The sequence below is a fragment of the Dietzia sp. PP-33 genome (assembly GCF_033790845.1).
GTDB lineage: Bacteria > Actinomycetota > Actinomycetes > Mycobacteriales > Mycobacteriaceae > Dietzia.
Genome location: NZ_JAMYEI010000008.1, coordinates 226,487 through 246,664, shown reverse-complemented (window position 1 = coordinate 246,664; position 20,178 = coordinate 226,487). Strand labels below are relative to the sequence as shown.

Below are 20,178 nucleotides of genomic sequence, written 5' to 3'. Positions count from 1 at the left end.
GGGACCAACAGAAAGGACGCCACCATGGCGAAGCTCAGCAACGACGAGCTGCTCGAGGCCTTCAAGGAGATGACTCTTCTCGAGCTCTCCGAGTTCGTGAAGCTGTTCGAGGACACCTTCGAGGTCACCGCGGCCGCTCCGGTCGCCGCTGCGGCCGCCGCCCCGGCTGCCGCCGAGGCCGCCGCCGAGCAGGACGAGTTCGACGTCGTCCTCGAGTCGGCCGGCGACAAGAAGATCGGCGTGATCAAGGTCGTCCGCGAGCTCGTCTCGGGCCTGGGTCTCAAGGAGGCCAAGGATCTCGTCGAGTCCGCCCCCAAGGCGATCATCGAGAAGGCCGACAAGGAGACCGCCGAGGCCGCCAAGACCAAGCTCGAAGAGGCCGGTGCCTCCGTCTCGCTCAAGTGAGCTGACGAACCACCGTCTCGTGAGGGGCGGTCCGGCGACATCGCCGGGCCGCCCCTGCGGCATTTCACCAGTCCGGGCCGTCCGGGGCCGTACAGATACGATTCTTATCGGCATGTAACGAAGCGCGGCTACTGAGCGGTAGGTTACAGTGACCGAGGCCACAGATGATGGCTGCAGTGAGGAGTGGTGTCATGGGTGTCGAGGTTTCAGTCGAGGGTCTGACCAAGTCGTTCGGTTCGCAGAAGATCTGGGAGGACGTCTCGTTCACGCTCCCCGAGGGCGAGGTCAGCGCACTCCTGGGGCCGTCGGGCACCGGCAAGTCGGTGTTCCTCAAGTCGTTGATCGGCCTGCTGCGCCCCGAGCGCGGCAAGATCTTCATCGGCGGCACCGACATCCTCCAGTGCACAGCCAAGGAGCTCTACGAGATCCGTAAGCTGTTCGGGGTGCTGTTCCAGGACGGGGCACTCTTCGGTTCCATGGATCTCTACGACAACGTGGCGTTCCCGTTGCGTGAGCACACCCGCAAGTCCGAGTCCGAAATCCGTGACGTCGCCATGGAGAAGCTCGAACTCACCGGCCTCATGGGGGCCGAGGGCAAACTTCCCGGTGAGATCTCCGGTGGTATGCGAAAGCGTGCGGGCCTGGCCCGCGCACTGGTCCTGGACCCCGAAATCATCCTGGTCGACGAGCCGGACTCCGGACTCGACCCGGTCCGCACCACGTACCTCGCGCAGTTGCTCATCGACATCAACGCGCAGATCGACGCCACCATCCTCATCGTGACGCACAACATCAACCTCGCCCGGACCGTCCCGGACAACCTGGGCATGCTCTACCGCAAGAAGCTCATCATGTTCGGTCCCCGCGAGGTCCTGCTCACGAGCGAGGAGCCCTCGGTCCGCCAGTTCCTCCGCGGTTCCAAGCTGGGACCGATCGGGATGTCCGAGGAGAAGGACGACGCACAGATGCGTGAGGAGCAGGCACAGGCGGACGCTGGCCACAACGACGGGTCTCCGCAAGCCGACGAGGTCACGGGTGTCCCGCCACAGATGCAGCCGACCCCGGGCGGCCCCGAGCGTCAGGGTGAGGTCCGCCGTGAGAAGCGTGTGTCCGAGATGATGGACACCCTCCCCGAGAGCGCCCAGACCGCCATCCGCGAGGAGTGGGCGGCCCGCGGCCACGGCAACGGCAAGGTCGGCGCAGCGGCACCGGCCGGTGCCACCACCACAGGGGGTGCGGCGGACGGCACCACTACCACGGGTGTCGACGATCACTACGGTTCGGACGAGGTCTGAGGACGCCGGAAAGGTCGGGGGGAATAGATGACGGAGAGTGTGGATCAGCAACCCGAGGCGAGATCCGGAGTGTCTCCGGCTGATGCCGGCGGCGGGGTACGGACCGCGGTCGGTGAGGCCGGCAAGGTGTTCCGCCTCTTCCTCGAGGTGCTCCGCGGGATCTTCAGGCGGCCGTTCCAGTTCCGCGAGTTCATTGAGCAGTCCTGGTTCATCGCGTCGGTGACGATCCTGCCGTCGGCGCTGGTGGCGATCCCGTTCGGGGCCGTCGTGGCGATGCAGACCGGTTCGCTCGTCCAGCAGCTCGGCGCGGAGGCGTACACCGGCGCTACCGGCGTGCTCGCCGTGGTCCAGCAGGGTGGGCCCCTGGTGACATCGCTGCTCATCGCAGGGGCCGCGGGTTCCGCCGTCGCGGCGGACCTGGGGGCGCGGACGATCCGTGAGGAGCTCGATGCCATGCGCGTGCTCGGGATCGACCCCGTCCAGCGGCTCGTCGTGCCCCGCGTGCTGGGGATGATGCTCGTGGCCGTGCTGCTCAACGGCCTCGTCTCGATCGTCGGGATCTCCGGCGGCTACGTCTTCAACATCCTCCTGCAGGGCGGCACCCCGGGCGCGTACCTCATGTCATTCGGTGCGCTCGCGCAGTTGCCGGACTTCATCATGTCCTCGTTCAAGGCGCTCGTGTTCGGCCTCATAGCGGGCGTGGTGTCCTCGTACTGCGGCATGAATCCCAAAGGCGGCCCCAAGGGGGTCGGCGACGCCGTCAATCTCGGAGTGGTCCTGACCTTCCTCCTGCTGTTCTTCGCCAATCTCATCCTCACGGCGATGTACCTGCAGATCGTTCCGCCGAAGGGCTCGTAATGGCGATATTCACCGATGTCGGACCCACCAGGGCCCGGCTCCGGGCGCTGGTGCGCGGCCCGGTCAGTTCCTTCGACAGTCTGGGTGACCAGCTCGCGTTCCACCTGCGGGCGATCCGGTGGATTCCGCAGACGGTCGTGCACTACCGCAAGGAGGTCCTGCGCCTGATCGCAGAAGTGACCTTCGGTGTCGGCGTGCTCGCGGTCCTCGGCGGAACCATCGGCGTCATCGCCATGATGAGCGGGTTCACCGGCGTCGTCGTGGGCCTTCAGGGCTATGCGGCGCTCGACCAGATCGGCAGCTCGGTCCTCACCGGGTTCCTCTCCGCCTACGTCAACACCCGCGAGGTCGCGCCCATCGTGGCGTCCTTGGCCCTGTCGGCCACCGTGGGGTGCGGTTTCACCGCCCAGCTCGGTGCGATGCGGATCTCCGAGGAGATCGACGCGTTGGAGGTCATGGCGATCCCCAGCGTCCCGTACCTGGTGACCACGCGGATCATCGCCGGGTTCATCGCCGTCATCCCGCTGTACGTGGTGGGGCTGCTCGCGTCATATCTGGCCACGCGCGGTGTCAACACGATGCTGCAGGGCCAGTCCACGGGTTCGTTCGACCACTACTTCCACCTCTTCCTGCCACCCGAAGACGTGATCTACTCCTTCATCAAGGTCATCATCTTCGCGTTCGTGCTGGTGATGATCCACTGCTACTACGGCTTCACCGCCACCGGCGGGCCGGCCGGTGTCGGCGTGGCGGTGGGGCGTGCGGTCCGCACGACGATCGTCGTGGTGGCCATTCTCAACTTCTTCGTCGGACTCGCCCTCTGGGGCACCACTACGACTGTGCGGGTGGCGGGATGAGCGAACTGTCGTCCGTGTCCAAGCGGCTCCTGGCCGCCTTGTTCATCGTCATCGTCGTGGCGTTCGTCAGCACGACCATCGCGATCTACAACCGTGCGTTCACCGCGTCGGACAGCATCACGCTGTACACCGACGACATGGCGTTCGCCCTACCCAACGACGCCGACGTCAAGGCCCGCGGAGTGCTCGTCGGCCGGGTCTCCGGCGTCGTACCCGACGGGGACCGCGTGCAGGTGAACATGGAGTTCGACCCCGTGTACATGGATCAGCTCCCGGCGAACGTCAGCGGCCGTCTGCTTCCCAAGACGCTGTTCGGCGAGCGGTTCGTCGACCTGGGATTCCCCGACCAGCCGGCGGGGACGCTCGAGCCCGGTGCGACCATCGAGCAGGACACCCGCGGCAACGCCATCGAGCTCGGCCGCGTCCTCGACGGACTGCTCCCGGTCCTCGAGGCCGTCCCGCCGGAGAAGTTGGCGGGTACCCTCGGTGCGCTGAACCAGGCGCTGGCCGGGCGCGGAGACGAGCTCGGTGCCAGCCTCGTGGAGATCGGAGAGGTCTTCGACGGCATCAACCAGGAACTGCCCGCGCTGGAATCCGGACTCGAGGATCTGGCGACCTTCTCGCAGACCTACTCCGAGGCGCTGCCGGATCTCATCCACGCGCTCGACGCCCTCCGCACGACCGGCGACACGGCGATCCAGCGGCGCGATGACATCGCCGACGGACTCCAGCGGATCAGCACCTCGTCCGAGGTCGTCACGGGTTTCCTCGCCGCCAACCGCACCGACCTCATCGCACTGTCCGCGGACTCGCGAACACCGCTCGAGTACCTCGCCGAGTACTCCCCGGCACTGCCGTGCGCGGTCGAGTCGTTCTTGGTGTTACTGGACCGCTCGGACGCGATCCTCGGGGTCGGTACCCCGCATCCCGGCATCCGGGTGACGCTCGAGGTCACCAACCCGAAGGGTCGCTACGTTCCCAACCAGGACGAACCCCGGTTCTTCGACACCCGCGGACCGCGCTGCTACGACCCCGCCCAGGAACCCTTCTACTTCCCCGCCGCGCCCGGCGGGGCGATCGCGGACGGGTCCTACCAGGTCCCCACGCGGAACCCCGGGCCGGAGTTCATCCCGACACTGCCGAATCCGCTCGTGCAGGACGGGCCGGTGCCCGCTCTGCGTACCCGGGGATCGGTCCCGGAGGCCCCGGGGCGGGCGGTGCCCGAGCAGCCCAACATGCCGTTCCCCTCGACCGTCACCGCGGGCCGGGACGCCGACGTGATGGCGATGGCCTACGCCGGCTCACCGCTGGAGACGGACACCGTCCGTACGGTGCTGGGGGTCGCCACCTCGCGTGACACGGAGGAGATCCCGGGGTGGATCGGCGCGATCGGAGCGCCAGCTCTGCGTGGGGCGGAGGTGAGCTTCCGATGAACGCCAAGTTCAAAGCCCTGTTCCGGGGAGGCCTGCTCTCCTCGTTCATCAAACTCGCCGTCTTCATCGTGGTGACCGTGCTGCTCAGCATGGTGCTCGCCACGACCATCCGCGGCGGTACCCGCGAGGACGGGATCGAGTACTCGGCGATCTTCTCCGACGCGACCATGGTGGAGGAGGGTGACGACGTCCGGATCGCCGGAGTGGTGGTGGGTCACGTGACCGGCTACGAGATCCACGATCGGGACAAGGCCAAGGTCCACTTCACGATGTCGGGGGACCGCACCCTGCCGGCCGACGCGAAGCTGTCGTTGCGGTTCCGCAACCTGATCGGCCAGCGGTACATGAACATCTCGCGCGAGCCGGGGCCGGCCGCACCGGCCCTGCCGGAGGGCACGACCATCGGGATCGAGAACACCTCGCCCGCCGTCGACCTCACGGCGCTGTTCAACGGCTTCCGCCCGTTGTTCACCACCTTGCAGCCTGAGGACGTCAACGCGCTCGCCGATTCCCTGGTGCAAGTGCTCCAGGGCGAGGGCGGAACCGTCTCCAACCTGGTCCGCCAGACCGGGCAGCTGACCAATCACCTGGCCGACCGCGATCAGGTGATCGGGGAGGTCATCGACAACCTGACCCGGGTCCTGCAGACCATCAACGAGCGGGACGTGCAGTTCCAGCAGCTGGTGGTGACCACCCGACAGTTGGTGGAGGGGCTGGCGCAGGAGCGCGACGCGATCGGCAGCTCCCTCGACTCGATCGCCGACCTCACCTCGTCGGCCGAGAACGTGGTCGGAGCGACAAGGCCGAGCGTGACTGAGTCACTGGACCACCTCAAAGTGGTCACCGACGACGTGTCGGCCAACCGTGACACGCTCAGTGAGGTCCTGAACAACATGCCGATCAAGACCGACAACCTCATCCGGATGGGGTCGTTCGCGTCCTGGTTCCAGTACTATCTCTGCGGTCTCGACGTGGTGCACGGGCCGGGCACCGACGTCCCGAACCTGCTCCCCAGCGGCGGGCCCACCGTCAATCACCCCGTCTACACGAACGTCGCGCCGCGGTGCCACGAAGGGGGGACCCCATGAGCAAGCGCAAGCCGGGTGAGCACAAGATCGGTAACGTCGCCGTAGGTGTCATAGGCGTGATCGTGATCCTGGTGCTCACACTCGTGTCCTTCTCTCTCGACGCCCTGCCGATCGTCGGGGCCGGGCCCAAGTACAAGGCGTACTTCTCCGAGGCCGCCGGGCTGGCAGACGGCAGCGAGGTCCGCGTGGCCGGGGTCAAGGTGGGAGTGGTGACCGACGTCGAGCTCGAGGGGGACAAAGTCGCCGTGGGGTTCCGTGCGAAGGACGCCTGGTTGGGCGAAGACACCCGCGCGAGTATCCAGCTCAAGACCCTGCTCGGCCAGAAGTACCTCGCCCTGGTCCCCGCCGGGACAGGCGAGCTGGACACGTCCGACCCGATTCCGCTCGAGCGCACGGTGGCGCCCTATGACGTGGTCACCGCGTTCTCCTCGGCCGCCGAGACCCTCGACGAGATCGACGACGCCCAACTCGCCGAGAGCCTGGACACCCTCACCGATGCCATGCAGGCCTCACCCGAAGAGTTTCGCGGTGCCGTCGACGGTGTGTCGCGTCTGTCCCAGACCATCTCCAGCCGGGACGCGGAACTCCGGCAGTTGCTCGAGGCCACCCGCACGAGTTCGGAGATCCTGGCCGAGCGCAACGATGACTTCCGGCGCCTGATCATCGGCACCGGACAACTCCTCGGTGAACTCAACGAGCGTTCCGAGACGCTCAAACTGGTGCTGGCGTCCACCCGCGCGCTCTCGATCGAACTCCGGCGCTTCGTCGCGGAGAACGAGGCCGAGTTCGGGCCGACCCTCGACAGTCTCGACTCCGCGCTGGCCGTGCTCACCGATCACGAGGAGCAGCTGAAGACATCTATCCACAACCTCGCGCCGTTCTACCGGTTGTACGCCAACATGCTCGGCACCGGCCGGTGGCTCGACTCCGTGGTCACCAATCTCATCCCGCCGGGCCTGCCGGAGCCGCCCTTCTATCCCGGCGCCCGCTTGCCGGCCAGACAGAGTGGGATCAACTGATGCACAAGAAGCTGCCGTACTGGCTCGTGGCGCTGCTCCTCGTCGTCGTCGTCGCGATCGTGGCCGTCACCTACCTGGCCCTCACGCGACTGGGCCGCACCACCGTGACCGCCACGTTCACCACCGCCGTCGGCATCTCCGAGGGTTCCGACGTGCGGATCCTGGGCGTGACGGTGGGCTCGGTCGACGAGGTCACGCCGATGGGGGAGACGGTGGAGGTCAAGCTCCACGTCCGGCGGGGCGTCGAGATCCCGGCCGACGCCAAGGCGGTACAGGTGACCCCGTCGGTCATCCCGGACCGCAACGTGCAACTGCTGCCGGCCTACTCGGGCGGACCCGCCATGGAATCCGGCGCGCACATCCCGCTCGAGCGGACCGCGACCCCGGTGGAGGTGGACAAGCTGTACGCCTCCGTGCAGGACCTCACCGAGGCGCTCGGCCCGGACGGTGCCAACAGCGACGGCGCACTCGACCGGTTCGTCGTCTCGTCCGCCGACACCCTCGGCGGCAACGGGGAGGCGCTCGGTCGCTCCATCGACGAGTTGTCGCGGGCGGCCACGACGCTGGCCGACTCGAGCCAGGACATCAGCGAGACCGTGGTCAACCTGCAGTCGTTCGTGACCATGCTCGCGCAGAACGACGCCCAGGTGCGACAGTTCAACACCCAGATGGCGACGTTCAACCGGACCGTGGCCGGTCAACGCGAGGACCTGCAGGGCGCCCTGGCGGAGCTCAGTTACGCCCTCGCAGACGTCGCACGACTGGTCCGCGACAACCAGGACGTGATCCGCAGTAACGCGGACCGACTGGTCACCCTCAGCCAGATCACCGCAGACCAGCGCGACGACCTGGAGGAGATCCTCAAGACGGCCCCGCTGGGCCTGTCCAACCTGATCAACGCCTACGATTCCGAGTCGGGGAGCCTGAACCTGCGTCTGAACATCCCTGAGAGTCAGAACCCGGCCGGTGTCCTGTGCCAGATCATGACGCTCGGCCGCCTCAACCCCGGAGACCAGATGCTCGCCGAGCTCGACAACCTCCGACGCGCCGACCTCGATGCCTGTGAGGCACTCGCGCCGCAGCGCAACGCCGAACTCCGCGCCGCCAACCCGGATCTGCCGCTCGGCATCCTCGAGGGCGAGATGAAGCAGTCCATCCCGGTTCCCGGGACGGTTCAGGGCAACCGCGGCTGGCCGATGACGCCCGCCTCGGAAGGGGGACGGGGATGAGTCGACCGAAGATTCCCACGCTCGGACGACGCACGGCCCGCGCGGCGGGCGCCACCGTGGTGGTCGCCGCGCTCACGGCCGGGTGTTCGATGAACCTCGAGGACTACACCCTGCCGGGTGGCGCCGACGTGGGGGAGGACCCCATGAACGTGGCCGTCCAGTTCGACGACGTCCTGGACCTGGTCCTGCAGTCCTCCGTCAAGGTCAACGGGCTGGACGCCGGTCGGGTGGCCGGCATCTCGCTGGCGGACGACGGCTGGACGGCGCAGGTGGACATCGTCCTGCGCGACGACCTCGAGCTCCCCGCCAACGTCGAGGCCTCGATCCAGCAGACTAACCTGCTGGGCGAGAAGTTCGTGCAACTCACCCCACCCGGGGACGAGCCGCCCACCGGCCGGCTGTCCGACGGGGACGTGGTCCGTACGTCCAACACCCGGACGGCCACGGACATCGAGCAGGTACTCGGGGCGCTCTCGCTGTTGCTCAACGGCGGTGGGGTGGACCAGCTCCAGCCGATCGTGGCGGAGATGCGCACACTCACCGACGGTCGCGAGGAAGGCCTCACCTCGACCCTGCGGTCCGCGGACGAGCTCATCTCCGGTCTCAACCGGCAGCGGGACAGCATCACCGCGGCGCTTGAGGGCGTGAACCTCATGACGGCCCGCGCGAACGACCAGCGGCAGCAGATCCAGGCTGCGCTGGACGAGCTGCCCGCCGGCGTGGCGGTACTCGAGGAACAGCGGCCCCAGTTCGTGGAGATGCTGCGCCGGGTCGACGCGCTGGGCGAGGTGGGCTCCGACATCCTGTTGACCAGTCGCGAGGACCTGATCGCCGATCTGCGGGCGTTGCGCCCGGTTTTGCAGTACCTCAGCGAGTCCACCCCCGAGCTCATCGAGTTGGCCGGGTTCGTGCCGACGTTCCCGTTCCCCGACACATCTATCCCGGCGACCGTCGGCGGAGCGGCCAACCTGTTCCTGTCCGTGGACGCGAGCATTTCCGAGACGCTCCGGGGCCTCGGCGCCAATCAGGGCGACCCGGTGGTCCCCTATCCGAACACCACCAGCGGGCCCTACGTCGTGGACCCGCAGAACCCGTGGGTCGGTGACAACGGTCCCGATCGGCGGACGACCATCGTCCTGCCGCTCCTGCCGGTGCCGCCGGTCATGGACCGGGCGGTGGTGCCCAAGCCCGCACCGGGTACCTCGGAGTTCTCCGAGAACTACCTGCCCGAACCAGGGGAGCCAGGATACCGATGAGCAAGACACTCAGAGCCCAGCTCATCGCCTTCTGCGTGATCGCCGCAGTGGGGATCGCCTACGTCGGCGCGAACTACGTGCGCCTGCCCTCGCTGCTGGGCATCGGCCAATACCAGGTCTTCCTGGACCTGCCCGACACCGGCGGCGTCTTCACCAACGCCGCGGTCAACTATCGCGGCACCCCGGTGGGGCGCGTCGGCGAACTCGCGCTGCACGACGGCGGCGTCAGGGTGGAGCTCGACCTGGACTCCGGCGCCCCGGAGATCCCCGCCGACACGGAGGCCGTCGTGGCCAACCGATCCGCCATCGGCGAGCAGTTCGTGGACCTGCGGCCCAACTCCTACACCGAGCCGTACCTGAGTGACGGGGACGTCATTTCCGCGGGACGCGAGGCGTTGCCCGTGCGTGTCGAGGACTTGCTGTCGTCGGTGGACGACCTGGCCCGCTCGGTCCCGCTGGACGATCTCGAGGTGACGGTCGACGAGCTCGGCAAGGCCATCGAGGGCCGGGGCCCCCAGCTCCAGCGCCTCTCAGACTCCCTCATCCGGATTTCGGCCGAAGGGATCCGCACGATGCCGCAACTTCAGGCGCTGATCCGCGACGGGGCGACGGCCCTGGAGTCCCAGGCAGACCAGTCCGCGGAGATCGTCAGCTTCTCGCGTGACCTGCGCACGGTCGCCGAGGCGCTGCGGGACTCGGATTCGGACCTGGAGCGGCTCGTCGACACCGCTCCGGAGTTCGCGGACGAGATGAGGTTCCTGGTCGACAACTCGGGTCAGCCGCTCACGCAGACGATCGGCAACCTGTCGACCACCATGAAGACGATCGACCCGTTGGCGCCCTCGTTCGTCGTGTTGCTGCAGTTGCTTCCCGCCCTGGCCGCCGGTGGGCGGTCGGTGGCGCCCGGAGACGGCACTATCCACTTTGGGTTGAATCTGGAGACGAACAACCCGCCAGCGTGCACCCAGGGATACGAGGGCACCCAGGCGATCATCGATCAGATGAGGGCACAGGACCCGTCGTTCGACTGGCAGGAGCAGAACTTCCCGCCCAACTACGACGCGGAGTGCACGGTTCCCTTCGGTAGCCCCACGGGGGTCCGCAGCGCCGACAGGGTGGAGTACGCGCATCCGGACGTGCCGCAGCCGTGGGACACCAAGCCCAAGGTCGATCCCGACAAACTCAACCTGTCCGTGGCCGCGGAGCAGCTAGCCGTGCTGCAGGGGCTGATCCCGCGGTGACCGCGGCAGGGGGCGGTGATCCGGTGGACGGGGGATCCGGTAGCGTTCCGACCATGAGCTCGCAGGAATCGGACGGGGGCGCCGATCGCGTCCAGGGGGACCCGGCGGCGCCGAAGTGGCTGGCGGTCGTCTCGGTGCTCGTGCTGGTGGTGGGCCTGGCGATGCTGGGCCTGTTCGGGGCGCGCTACGCCGACGCGCGGTCAGCGAAGAACGCGGCGACCGAGCGGGAGACTGTCTCCGAGGTCGCCTCGCAGGTGATCATCAACGCGTTCAGCTTCGACCACCGGAACGTGGACGACTCCCTGCAGCAGCTCGCCGACTCCTCGACCGGGGACTTCCTCATCGAGCAGGAGCAGTGGGCCGAGGACGTGCGCACCCGGGTGGTCGAGCAGAAGGCTGTCACCACTGCGACCGTGTCCCACACCGCAGTGGAGACACTGGATACGGATGAGGGCGACGCGGCCGTCCTGGTGGTCTTCACCGCCCACTCCGAGCGGGAGGGGCAGGACGACATCACCGGCAGGCAGGCGATGCGCGTGGACCTGACCCGTGTGGACGACCAGTGGAAGGCCGACGCGGTCAACCAGGTGGGTGTGACGGTCCCGGTCGGCGGGTCCAGCCAGTCCGTGCAGGACCTCGGGGAGTCCGGTGCGCAGGGCGCGGACACAGAAGACACTGGCACAGAAGACGCCGGCTCAGAAGAGACCGGCACAGAAGACACCGACACGCAGGGGGAGTCGACCACTGCGCCGACCACCTCCGCCGGCCGTTGAGTGAGGACACCGATCACCTGATGCCACCCATCAAGAGGACAGCCAAGACCGTCGGTCAGCCGGCTCGTCGACGACTGGCCGGTCACGCCGGCTCGACCCGGCCCGAGTCCGGACCCCGGCCCGAGGACGAGACCCGTGACGACGACGAGGCGGTCGCCTCCGGGACCACCGCCGGTCCTCGCGGTCCCCGGGGACGGCGGCGTCCGACACGCCTAGCCCTAGCGTACGCGGCCCTCGCGGTGGGCCTGGTGGCGGGCGGCGCGGGCGCGTACCTGGCCACCGGGCCCGGCGTAGACGTGGACAACCAGGCCTTCGTCGATCAGGCCGCGACGGACGAGGTGCTGACCGCGGCGAGCACCAACGTGCAGCGCCTGGTGGCGATCGACCACGAGACGCTCGACGAGTACCACGATTCGTTGGGGGAGTTCCTCACCCCGTCACTGGTGACCGAACTCGACGAGAACTGGCCCGCACTGCGCGAGAGCTACGAACAGTCCGCCACGACCGTCGACGCGCAGGTCCGTGAAGCGGGACTGGCCTATCTCGACGGGGACAAGGCCGAGGTGCTCCTCGTGCAGGACGTCTCGATCTCCCGTGACGGGGCGGCGGCGGGCAGTACCAGCGGGACTTATCTGGTCGGTCTGGACAGGATCGACGGCGTGTGGAAGCTCTCGCGGATCCCCGACCTGCCGTCCTGACGGTCCGGGGAGAGGCCGATCCCGGGGCGGACCGTGCAGGATCCTTGACGAACGGCCTCCGACACGTCACCCTTTAGGGGCATCGGGCGACTTCCAGTTCGCCTGCGGGTGCGACGTCCCGACCGGGGGCCGATGAGGCGAGAGCCACGAGGGCAACCAGCGCAGGGACGGACGACGCGCCCGGACGTGAGCACAGCCTCCGGGGATGCCCCGTTGACGGCTGGACTTCCGCGCCGCCTTCCGCTAGATTAGGTCGTTGCGCTGGCTGCTATTTACTCTCTCGTCCCTTGTGACGGTTCGCCCCCGGTCAAACCGGGTGGTCTCCGAGCCCTCATCGATGGTCGGACGGGGTGGATACCGGTCGGCGGACCGCTCGCAGATACATCTGTGTTCACCGCCCGTGGTGATCACGTGAGGTGCTGGAAGGACCCACCTTGGCAGTCTCCCGCCAGACCAAGTCAGTCTCCACCGTTCCCGGTGCGCCCCGGAGGGTCTCGTTCGCGAAACTCTCCGAGCCGTTGCCGGTCCCGGGACTGCTCGACCTCCAGACGGAGTCGTTCGAGTGGTTCATCGGGTCGGAGGAGTGGCAGCAGAGGGCCGCGTCACGCGGCGTCACCAACCTCGAGGGAGGCCTGGAGTCGATCCTCAGGGAGATCTCCCCGATCGAGGATTTCTCCGGATCGATGTCGCTCTCGTTCTCCGATTCGTACTTCGAAGAGGTCAAGGCCTCCATGGAGGACTGCCGCGAGAAGGACCGCACGTACGAGGCGCCCCTGTTCGTCACCGCCGAGTTCGAGAACACCGAGACGGGCGAGATCAAGTCCCAGACCGTCTTCATGGGTGATTTCCCGATGATGACGGACAAGGGCACGTTCATCATCAACGGCACCGAGCGCGTCGTGGTCTCGCAGCTCGTCCGTTCGCCGGGCGTCTACTTCGACCGCAATCGCGACAAGTCCACGGAGCGCGACGTCCACTCGGTCAAGGTCATCCCGTCGCGTGGTGCCTGGCTCGAGTTCGACGTGGACAAGCGCGACACCGTCGGTGTCCGCATCGACCGCAAGCGTCGTCAGTCCGTCACCGTGCTGCTCAAGGCGCTCGGGTGGACCACCACCGAGATCAAGGAGCGCTACGGCTTCTCCGAGATCATGATGTCCACCCTCGAGAAGGACACGGTCGAGGACACCGACCAGGCCCTGCTCGAGATCTACCGCAAGCTGCGCCCGGGCGAGCCGCCCACCCGCGAGTCCGCCGAGGCCCTCCTGGAGAACCTGTTCTTCAAGGAGAAGCGCTACGACCTGGCCCGCGTCGGCCGCTACAAGGTCAACCGCAAGCTCGGTCTGCCGGACCCCGAGGGCGACTCCACCACCACGCTCACGCGTGAGGACATCGCCGCCACCATCGAGTACCTCGTGCGTCTCCACGCGGGCGAGAACTCGATGCAGGTCGAGGGCGGTCGCGAGGTGCCGGTCGACGTCGACGACATCGACCACTTCGGCAACCGTCGCCTGCGCACGGTGGGCGAGCTCATCCAGAACCAGGTCCGCGTGGGCCTGTCCCGGATGGAGCGCGTCGTCCGCGAGCGCATGACCACGCAGGACTCCGAGGCGATCACCCCGCAGTCGCTGATCAACATCCGGCCCATCACCGCCGCGCTCAAGGAGTTCTTCGGAACCTCCCAGATGTCGCAGTTCATGGACCAGAACAACCCGCTGTCGGGCCTGACCCACAAGCGGCGCCTGTCGGCACTGGGCCCCGGTGGCCTGTCCCGTGAGCGCGCGGGCCTCGAGGTGCGCGACGTCCACGCCTCGCACTACGGCCGTATGTGCCCGATCGAGACCCCCGAGGGTCCCAACATCGGTCTCATCGGTTCGCTCTCGGTGTACGCGCGGGTCAACCCGTTCGGCTTCATCGAGACCCCGTACCGCCGGGTCATCGACGGTGCCGTCACCGATCAGGTGGACTACCTGACCGCCGACGAGGAGGACCGCCACGTCGTGGCGCAGGCCAACTCGGAGGTCGACGCGGACGGCAAGTTCGTGGAGGACCGCGTCCTCGTGCGCAAGAAGCACGGCGACGTCGAGGTCGTCGCGGGTACCGATGTCGACTACATGGACGTCTCGCCGCGGCAGATGGTCTCCGTGGCCACCGCGATGATCCCGTTCCTCGAGCACGACGACGCCAACCGTGCCCTGATGGGTGCGAACATGCAGCGCCAGTCGGTCCCGCTCGTGCGTTCCGAGGCGCCGCTCGTCGGCACCGGCATGGAGCTGCGCGCGGCCGTGGACGCCGGCGACGTCGTCGTCAACACCAGCGCGGGCATGGTGGAGGAGGTCTCGGCCGACTTCATCACGGTGATGGACGACGACGGTGGCCGCAACACCTACCGTCTGGCCAAGTTCGCCCGGTCCAACCAGGGCACTTGTTCCAACCAGCGGCCGATCGTGGACGAGGGAGACCGCGTCGAGGTCGGTCAGGTCCTCGCCGACGGGCCCTGCACCGAGAACGGCGAGATGGCTCTCGGCAAGAACCTCCTCGTGGCGATCATGCCGTGGGAGGGCCACAACTACGAGGACGCCATCATCCTCTCGCAGCGCCTGGTGGAGGAGGACGTGCTCACGTCCATCCACATCGAGGAGCACGAGATCGACGCCCGCGACACCAAGCTCGGTGCCGAGGAGATCACGCGCGACATCCCCAACGTCTCCGACGAGGTCCTCGCGGACCTGGACGACCGCGGCATCGTGCGGATCGGCGCCGAGGTCCGTGACGGCGACGTGCTGGTCGGCAAGGTCACGCCCAAGGGCGAGACCGAGCTGACCCCGGAGGAGCGGTTGCTGCGCGCCATCTTCGGCGAGAAGGCGCGCGAGGTGCGCGACACCTCGCTGAAGGTGCCCCACGGCGAGTCCGGAAAGGTGATCGGCGTCCGCGTGTTCTCACGCGATGACGACGACGACCTGCCCCCCGGCGTCAACGAGCTGGTCCGCGTGTACGTGGCGCAGAAGCGCAAGATCCAGGACGGCGACAAGCTCGCCGGCCGCCACGGCAACAAGGGCGTCATCGGCAAGATCCTCCCCGCCGAGGACATGCCGTTCATGCCCGACGGCACGCCCGTGGACATCATCCTCAACACGCACGGCGTCCCGCGTCGTATGAACATCGGTCAGATCATGGAGACCCACCTCGGCTGGTTGGCCAAGGCGGGCTGGGAGGTGCCCCGCGAGGCGGACGGTTCCCTTCCCGAGTGGGCCACCAAGCTGCCGGAGGAGATCTACAGCGTCGAGGCCGGCACCAACACGGCCACCCCCGTCTTCGACGGTGCGGCGGACACGGAGATCACCGGCCTGCTCGGCTGCACTCTCCCGAACCGTGACGGCGAGCGGATGGTCGAGGCCGACGGCAAGGCGACCCTGATCGACGGTCGTTCGGGCGAGCCGTTCCCGTACCCGGTGTCGGTGGGTTACATGTACATCCTCAAGCTGCACCACTTGGTGGACGACAAGATCCACGCCCGTTCCACGGGTCCGTACTCGATGATCACCCAGCAGCCGCTCGGCGGTAAGGCCCAGTTCGGTGGCCAGCGCTTCGGTGAGATGGAGTGCTGGGCGATGCAGGCCTACGGCGCGGCGTACACGCTGCAGGAGCTGCTCACCATCAAGTCCGACGACGTCGTGGGCCGCGTGAAGGTCTACGAGGCGATCGTCAAGGGCGAGAACATCCCGGAGCCCGGCATCCCGGAGTCGTTCAAGGTCCTGCTCAAGGAGCTGCAGTCGCTCTGCCTCAACGTCGAGGTGCTCTCCAGCGACGGTCAGGCGGTCTCGTTGGGTGAGGGCGCCGAGGACGACGATCTCGACCGCACCGCTGCGAACCTGGGGATCAACCTCTCCAGGGACGAGTCCTCAGCAGCGGACGAACTGGCGCAGTAGGCGCCGGGGGCGTGCACCACCGGCGCCCCGCACCCCGAATAATTCAGTTCAACTACGGCGGGCCCCATACCGGCCCCACCCCGCGAGGGGCCCGCCACCATCCCATACGGGAAAGGACGCCTACGTGCAGGACGTCAACTACTTCGACGAGCTGGTCATCAGCCTCGCCACCGCGGAGAACATCCGCAACTGGTCCTTCGGCGAGGTCAAGAAGCCTGAGACCATCAACTACCGCACCCTCAAGCCGGAGAAGGAGGGCCTGTTCTGCGAGAAGATCTTCGGCCCCACCCGGGACTGGGAGTGCTACTGCGGCAAGTACAAGCGGGTGCGCTTCAAGGGCATCATCTGCGAGCGCTGCGGCGTCGAGGTGACCCGCGCCAAGGTGCGTCGTGAGCGGATGGGCCACATCGAGCTGGCCGCGCCCGTCACGCACATCTGGTACTTCAAGGGCGTCCCGTCACGGCTCGGCTACCTGCTGGACCTCGCGCCCAAGGACCTCGACAAAATCATCTACTTCGCGGCCTACGTCATCACCGGCGTGGACAAGGACCTGCGCCACAACGAGCTCAGCACGCTCGAGGCCCAGGTACTCGAGGAGCGGAAGATCATCGAGGACGAGCGGGACTCGGACATCGAGGCCCGCGCCAAGAAGCTCGAGGCCGACCTGGCCGAGCTGGAGGCCGAGGGTGCCAAGGCCGACCAGCGCCGCAAGGTCAAGGACGGCGGCGAGAAGGAGATGAAGAAGATCCGCGAGTCGGCCCAGCGCGAGCTGGACCGCCTCGAGGAGATCTGGACCACCTTCACCAAGCTCGACGTCAACCAGATCATCGTCGACGAGGGCATCTACCGCGAGCTCGAGGACCGCTTCGGCGAGTACTTCGAGGGCGGTATGGGCGCCGAGGCGATCCAGTCGCTGCTGGAGAACTTCGACCTGGCGGCCGAGGCCGAGAACCTCCGCGAGATCATCCGCAACGGCAAGGGTCAGAAGAAGATCCGGGCACTCAAGCGCCTCAAGGTCGTCTCCGCGTTCCTGCGGTCCGGCAACCACCCGGCCGCCATGGTGCTCGGCGCGGTCCCGGTGATCCCGCCGGAGCTGCGTCCGATGGTCCAGCTCGACGGTGGGCGCTTCGCCACCTCGGACCTCAACGACCTCTACCGTCGCGTGATCAACCGCAACAACCGCCTCAAGCGGCTGATGGATCTCGGCGCCCCCGAGATCATCGTCAACAACGAGAAGCGGATGCTGCAGGAGTCCGTCGACGCGCTGTTCGACAACGGTCGTCGCGGCCGGCCAGTCACGGGCCCGGGCAACCGTCCGCTCAAGTCGCTCTCGGACCTCCTCAAGGGCAAGCAGGGTCGGTTCCGTCAGAACCTGCTCGGCAAGCGGGTCGACTACTCGGGCCGTTCGGTCATCGTCGTGGGCCCGCAGCTGCAGCTGCACCAGTGTGGTCTGCCCAAGCTCATGGCGCTGGAGCTGTTCAAGCCGTTCGTCATGAAGCGGCTGGTGGACCTCAACCACGCCCAGAACATCAAGTCCGCCAAGCGGATGGTCGAGCGTCAGCGCGACCAGGTGTGGGACGTGCTCGAGGAGGTCATCGCCGAGCACCCGGTGATGCTCAACCGCGCGCCCACGCTGCACCGTCTCGGCATCCAGGCCTTCGAGCCGCAGCTGGTGGAAGGCAAGGCCATCCAGCTGCACCCGCTGGTGTGTGAGGCGTTCAACGCCGACTTCGACGGTGACCAGATGGCCGTGCACCTGCCGCTGTCGGCGGAGGCCCAGGCCGAGGCGCGCATCCTCATGCTCGCCTCGAACAACATCCTGTCGCCGGCCTCGGGTCGTCCGCTCGCCATGCCGCGACTGGACATGGTGACGGGTCTGTACTACCTGACCCGTCTGGACGAGGACGCCCCCGGCGCCCACGTCCCCGCCGCCGAGGACGCCCCGGCCACCGGTGTGTACTCCACCTCGGCCGAGGCCATCATGGCCGTCGACCTGAAGGTGCTGGACATCCATGCGCCGATCCGGGTGCGGATGACGCTGCAGCGTCCCTCCGCCGAGATCGAGGCGGAGCAGTTCCCCGAGGGCTGGACCCCCGGGCAGGAATGGATCGCCGAGACCACCCTGGGTCGCGTCATGTTCAACGAGCTGCTTCCGGCGGACTACCCGTTCGTCAACGAGCAGATGCCCAAGAAGCGTCAGGCCGTGATCATCAACGACCTGGCCGAGCGCTACCCGATGATCGTCGTGGCGCAGACGGTGGACAAGCTCAAGGACACCGGTTTCTACTGGGCCACCCGCTCGGGCGTCACCATCGCGATGTCCGACGTGCTGGTCCCGCCGGCCAAGAAGGAGATCCTCGCCTCGTACGACGCCAAGGCCAAGCGTCTGGAGTCGCAGTTCAACCTGGGCAAGATCACCGACGAGGAGCGCAAGAGCGACCTGGTCAAGCTCTGGCAGGAGGCCACCGACGAGATCGGTCAGGCCATGGAGGCGAACTACCCGGACAGCAACCCCATCCCGACGATCGTCAAGTCGGGCGCGGCGGGGAACATGACCCAGATCCGCGCGCTCGCGGGCATGAAGGGTCTGGTGACCCGCCCGAACGGCGAGTTCATCCCGCAGCCCATCAAGTCCTCGTTCCGCGAGGGCCTGACGGTGCTCGAGTACTTCATGAACACGCACGGTGCGCGTAAGGGTCTGGCCGACACGGCTCTGCGTACCGCCGACTCGGGCTACCTCACGCGGCGTCTGGTCGACGTCTCCCAGGACGTCATCGTCCGCGAGACCGACTGTGGCACCAGCAAGGGCGTCGAGACGACCATCGCCCGCCGCGACGTGGACGTCCACGGTGTCGAGACGGGTGTGCTGGACCGGGACGAGCACGTCGAGACCTCGACGTTCGCGCGCACCCTCGCCGAGGACGCGGTCGACGCGTCCGGCACGGTCATCGTCGCCGCCGGCACCGACCTCGGTGACCCGAACATCGAGGCGCTCATCGCCGCCGGCATCGAGAAGGTCAAGGTCCGTTCGGTCCTGACCTGCACCACGGGCACCGGCGTGTGCGCGACCTGCTACGGCCGCTCGATGGCCACCGGCCTGCTGGTCGACATCGGCGAGGCCGTGGGCATCGTCGCCGCCCAGTCCATCGGTGAGCCGGGCACGCAGCTGACGATGCGTACGTTCCACCAGGGTGGCGTCGGCGACGACATCACCGGTGGTCTGCCGCGGGTGCAGGAGCTCTTCGAGGCTCGCGTGCCCAAGGGCAAGGCGCCGATCGCCGAGGAGGCGGGCCGGATCCGCCTCGAGGAGGAGGAGCGCTTCTACACCATCACGATCGTGCCGGACAACGGTGCGGAAGAGATCGTGTACGAGAAGCTGTCCAAGCGTCAGGGTCTCGCGCACATCGTCCTCGAGGACGGCTCGTCCCGACCGATCGTGGACGGCGACCACCTGGAGCGGGGTCAGGCCCTGCTCGAGGGTCCTGCGGACCCGCACGAGGTGCTGGCGATCCTCGGCCCGAACGGTGTGCAGAAGTTCCTCGTCGACGAGGTGCAGAAGGTCTACCGGGCGCAGGGTGTGTCGATCCACGACAAGCACCTCGAGGTCATCGTCCGCCAGATGATGCGTCGCGTCGCGATCAACGACTCGAACAGCACCGAGTTCCTGCCCGGTGCACTCGTCGAGCGTGCGGAGCTCACGACGGAGAACCGTCGCGTGCTCACCGAGGGCGGTTCGCCGGCCTCCGCACGTCCGGTCCTGATGGGCATCACCAAGGCCTCGCTGGCCACGGACTCGTGGCTCTCGGCGGCGTCCTTCCAGGAGACCACCCGCGTGCTCACCGACGCCGCCATCAACCGGCGCTCGGACAAGCTCGTGGGCCTCAAGGAGAACGTCATCATCGGCAAGCTCATCCCGGCGGGCACCGGTATCAACCGCTACCGCAACTCGACGGTCGAGCCCACCGAGGAGGCCCGTGCGGCCGCGTACTCCATCCCGGACTACGGCGACGGGTTCTACGGTCCGGAGGACGGCTTCGGCGACGCCACCGGCGCGTCTGTCCGCCTGGACGACCTGGGTTACTGAGCCCACCCGGGGAGAC

General features: G+C 67.5%; 14 protein-coding genes. All 14 read left to right on the top strand.

Annotation, left to right across the window (positions count from 1 at the left end; all coding sequences use genetic code 11):
- The first annotated feature begins 24 nt into the window (after positions 1-24).
- The 14 genes from rplL to NJE57_RS14990 all read left to right on the top strand — a co-directional run bounded on the left by rplL (position 25) and on the right by NJE57_RS14990 (position 20,162).
- Positions 25-405 (top strand): 50S ribosomal protein L7/L12, encoded by a 381-nt coding sequence (gene rplL, locus NJE57_RS15055; protein ID WP_319029323.1) that lies wholly within the window; start codon positions 25-27, stop codon positions 403-405.
- 191 nt (positions 406-596) lie between these two features.
- Entirely contained in the window at positions 597-1,700 is a 1,104-nt protein-coding gene (locus NJE57_RS15050; protein ID WP_319029322.1) for an ABC transporter ATP-binding protein, read from the top strand.
- A gap of 27 nt (positions 1,701-1,727) precedes the next feature.
- Positions 1,728-2,558 (top strand): ABC transporter permease, encoded by an 831-nt coding sequence (locus NJE57_RS15045; protein WP_319029321.1) that lies wholly within the window; start codon positions 1,728-1,730, stop codon positions 2,556-2,558.
- Positions 2,558-3,415, top strand: a complete 858-nt coding sequence (locus NJE57_RS15040; RefSeq protein ID WP_319029320.1) for an ABC transporter permease — start codon at positions 2,558-2,560, stop codon at positions 3,413-3,415. Before NJE57_RS15045 ends, NJE57_RS15040 begins: the two co-directional genes overlap by 1 nt.
- Positions 3,412-4,848: an MCE family protein gene (locus tag NJE57_RS15035; protein ID WP_319029319.1), complete on the top strand. Its 1,437-nt coding sequence runs from the start codon at positions 3,412-3,414 to the stop codon at positions 4,846-4,848. Before NJE57_RS15040 ends, NJE57_RS15035 begins: the two co-directional genes overlap by 4 nt.
- On the top strand, positions 4,845-5,936 hold the full coding sequence (locus tag NJE57_RS15030) for an MCE family protein (RefSeq protein WP_319029318.1): 1,092 nt from the start codon (positions 4,845-4,847) through the stop codon (positions 5,934-5,936). The genes NJE57_RS15035 and NJE57_RS15030 overlap by 4 nt, the downstream gene beginning before the upstream one ends.
- Positions 5,933-6,955, top strand: a complete 1,023-nt coding sequence (locus tag NJE57_RS15025) for an MCE family protein (protein ID WP_319029317.1) — start codon at positions 5,933-5,935, stop codon at positions 6,953-6,955. The genes NJE57_RS15030 and NJE57_RS15025 overlap by 4 nt, the downstream gene beginning before the upstream one ends.
- The gene (locus NJE57_RS15020) at positions 6,955-8,184 is read left to right on the top strand and encodes an MCE family protein (RefSeq protein ID WP_319029316.1); all 1,230 of its coding nucleotides are present in this window, start codon (positions 6,955-6,957) and stop codon (positions 8,182-8,184) included. The genes NJE57_RS15025 and NJE57_RS15020 overlap by 1 nt, the downstream gene beginning before the upstream one ends.
- Complete coding sequence (locus NJE57_RS15015) at positions 8,181-9,440, top strand: MCE family protein (protein WP_319029315.1); 1,260 nt, start codon at positions 8,181-8,183, stop codon at positions 9,438-9,440. The genes NJE57_RS15020 and NJE57_RS15015 overlap by 4 nt, the downstream gene beginning before the upstream one ends.
- Positions 9,437-10,681 (top strand): MCE family protein, encoded by a 1,245-nt coding sequence (locus NJE57_RS15010; protein ID WP_319029314.1) that lies wholly within the window; start codon positions 9,437-9,439, stop codon positions 10,679-10,681. Before NJE57_RS15015 ends, NJE57_RS15010 begins: the two co-directional genes overlap by 4 nt.
- Positions 10,682-10,734: 53 nt before the next feature.
- Positions 10,735-11,454: a hypothetical protein gene (locus tag NJE57_RS15005; protein WP_319029313.1), complete on the top strand. Its 720-nt coding sequence runs from the start codon at positions 10,735-10,737 to the stop codon at positions 11,452-11,454.
- A 20-nt stretch (positions 11,455-11,474) separates the two neighbouring features.
- Positions 11,475-12,152, top strand: coding sequence for a hypothetical protein (locus NJE57_RS15000; protein WP_319029312.1), 678 nt, complete (start codon positions 11,475-11,477; stop codon positions 12,150-12,152).
- A gap of 416 nt (positions 12,153-12,568) precedes the next feature.
- Complete coding sequence (locus NJE57_RS14995) at positions 12,569-16,078, top strand: DNA-directed RNA polymerase subunit beta (RefSeq protein WP_319029311.1); 3,510 nt, start codon at positions 12,569-12,571, stop codon at positions 16,076-16,078.
- A 124-nt stretch (positions 16,079-16,202) separates the two neighbouring features.
- Complete coding sequence (locus tag NJE57_RS14990; RefSeq protein ID WP_319029310.1) at positions 16,203-20,162, top strand: DNA-directed RNA polymerase subunit beta'; 3,960 nt, start codon at positions 16,203-16,205, stop codon at positions 20,160-20,162.
- Positions 20,163-20,178 lie beyond the last annotated feature (16 nt).

Bases quoted from the DNA above. Each gene is read 5' to 3' on its own strand.
- rplL (WP_319029323.1), top strand. From the start codon at position 25: ATGGCGAAGCTCAGCAACGACGAGCTGCTCGAGGCCTTCAAGGAGATG.
- NJE57_RS15050 (WP_319029322.1), top strand. From the start codon at position 597: ATGGGTGTCGAGGTTTCAGTCGAGGGTCTGACCAAGTCGTTCGGTTCG.
- NJE57_RS15045 (WP_319029321.1), top strand. From the start codon at position 1,728: ATGACGGAGAGTGTGGATCAGCAACCCGAGGCGAGATCCGGAGTGTCT.
- NJE57_RS15040 (WP_319029320.1), top strand. From the start codon at position 2,558: ATGGCGATATTCACCGATGTCGGACCCACCAGGGCCCGGCTCCGGGCG.
- NJE57_RS15035 (WP_319029319.1), top strand. From the start codon at position 3,412: ATGAGCGAACTGTCGTCCGTGTCCAAGCGGCTCCTGGCCGCCTTGTTC.
- NJE57_RS15030 (WP_319029318.1), top strand. From the start codon at position 4,845: ATGAACGCCAAGTTCAAAGCCCTGTTCCGGGGAGGCCTGCTCTCCTCG.
- NJE57_RS15025 (WP_319029317.1), top strand. From the start codon at position 5,933: ATGAGCAAGCGCAAGCCGGGTGAGCACAAGATCGGTAACGTCGCCGTA.
- NJE57_RS15020 (WP_319029316.1), top strand. From the start codon at position 6,955: ATGCACAAGAAGCTGCCGTACTGGCTCGTGGCGCTGCTCCTCGTCGTC.
- NJE57_RS15015 (WP_319029315.1), top strand. From the start codon at position 8,181: ATGAGTCGACCGAAGATTCCCACGCTCGGACGACGCACGGCCCGCGCG.
- NJE57_RS15010 (WP_319029314.1), top strand. From the start codon at position 9,437: ATGAGCAAGACACTCAGAGCCCAGCTCATCGCCTTCTGCGTGATCGCC.
- NJE57_RS15005 (WP_319029313.1), top strand. From the start codon at position 10,735: ATGAGCTCGCAGGAATCGGACGGGGGCGCCGATCGCGTCCAGGGGGAC.
- NJE57_RS15000 (WP_319029312.1), top strand. From the start codon at position 11,475: ATGCCACCCATCAAGAGGACAGCCAAGACCGTCGGTCAGCCGGCTCGT.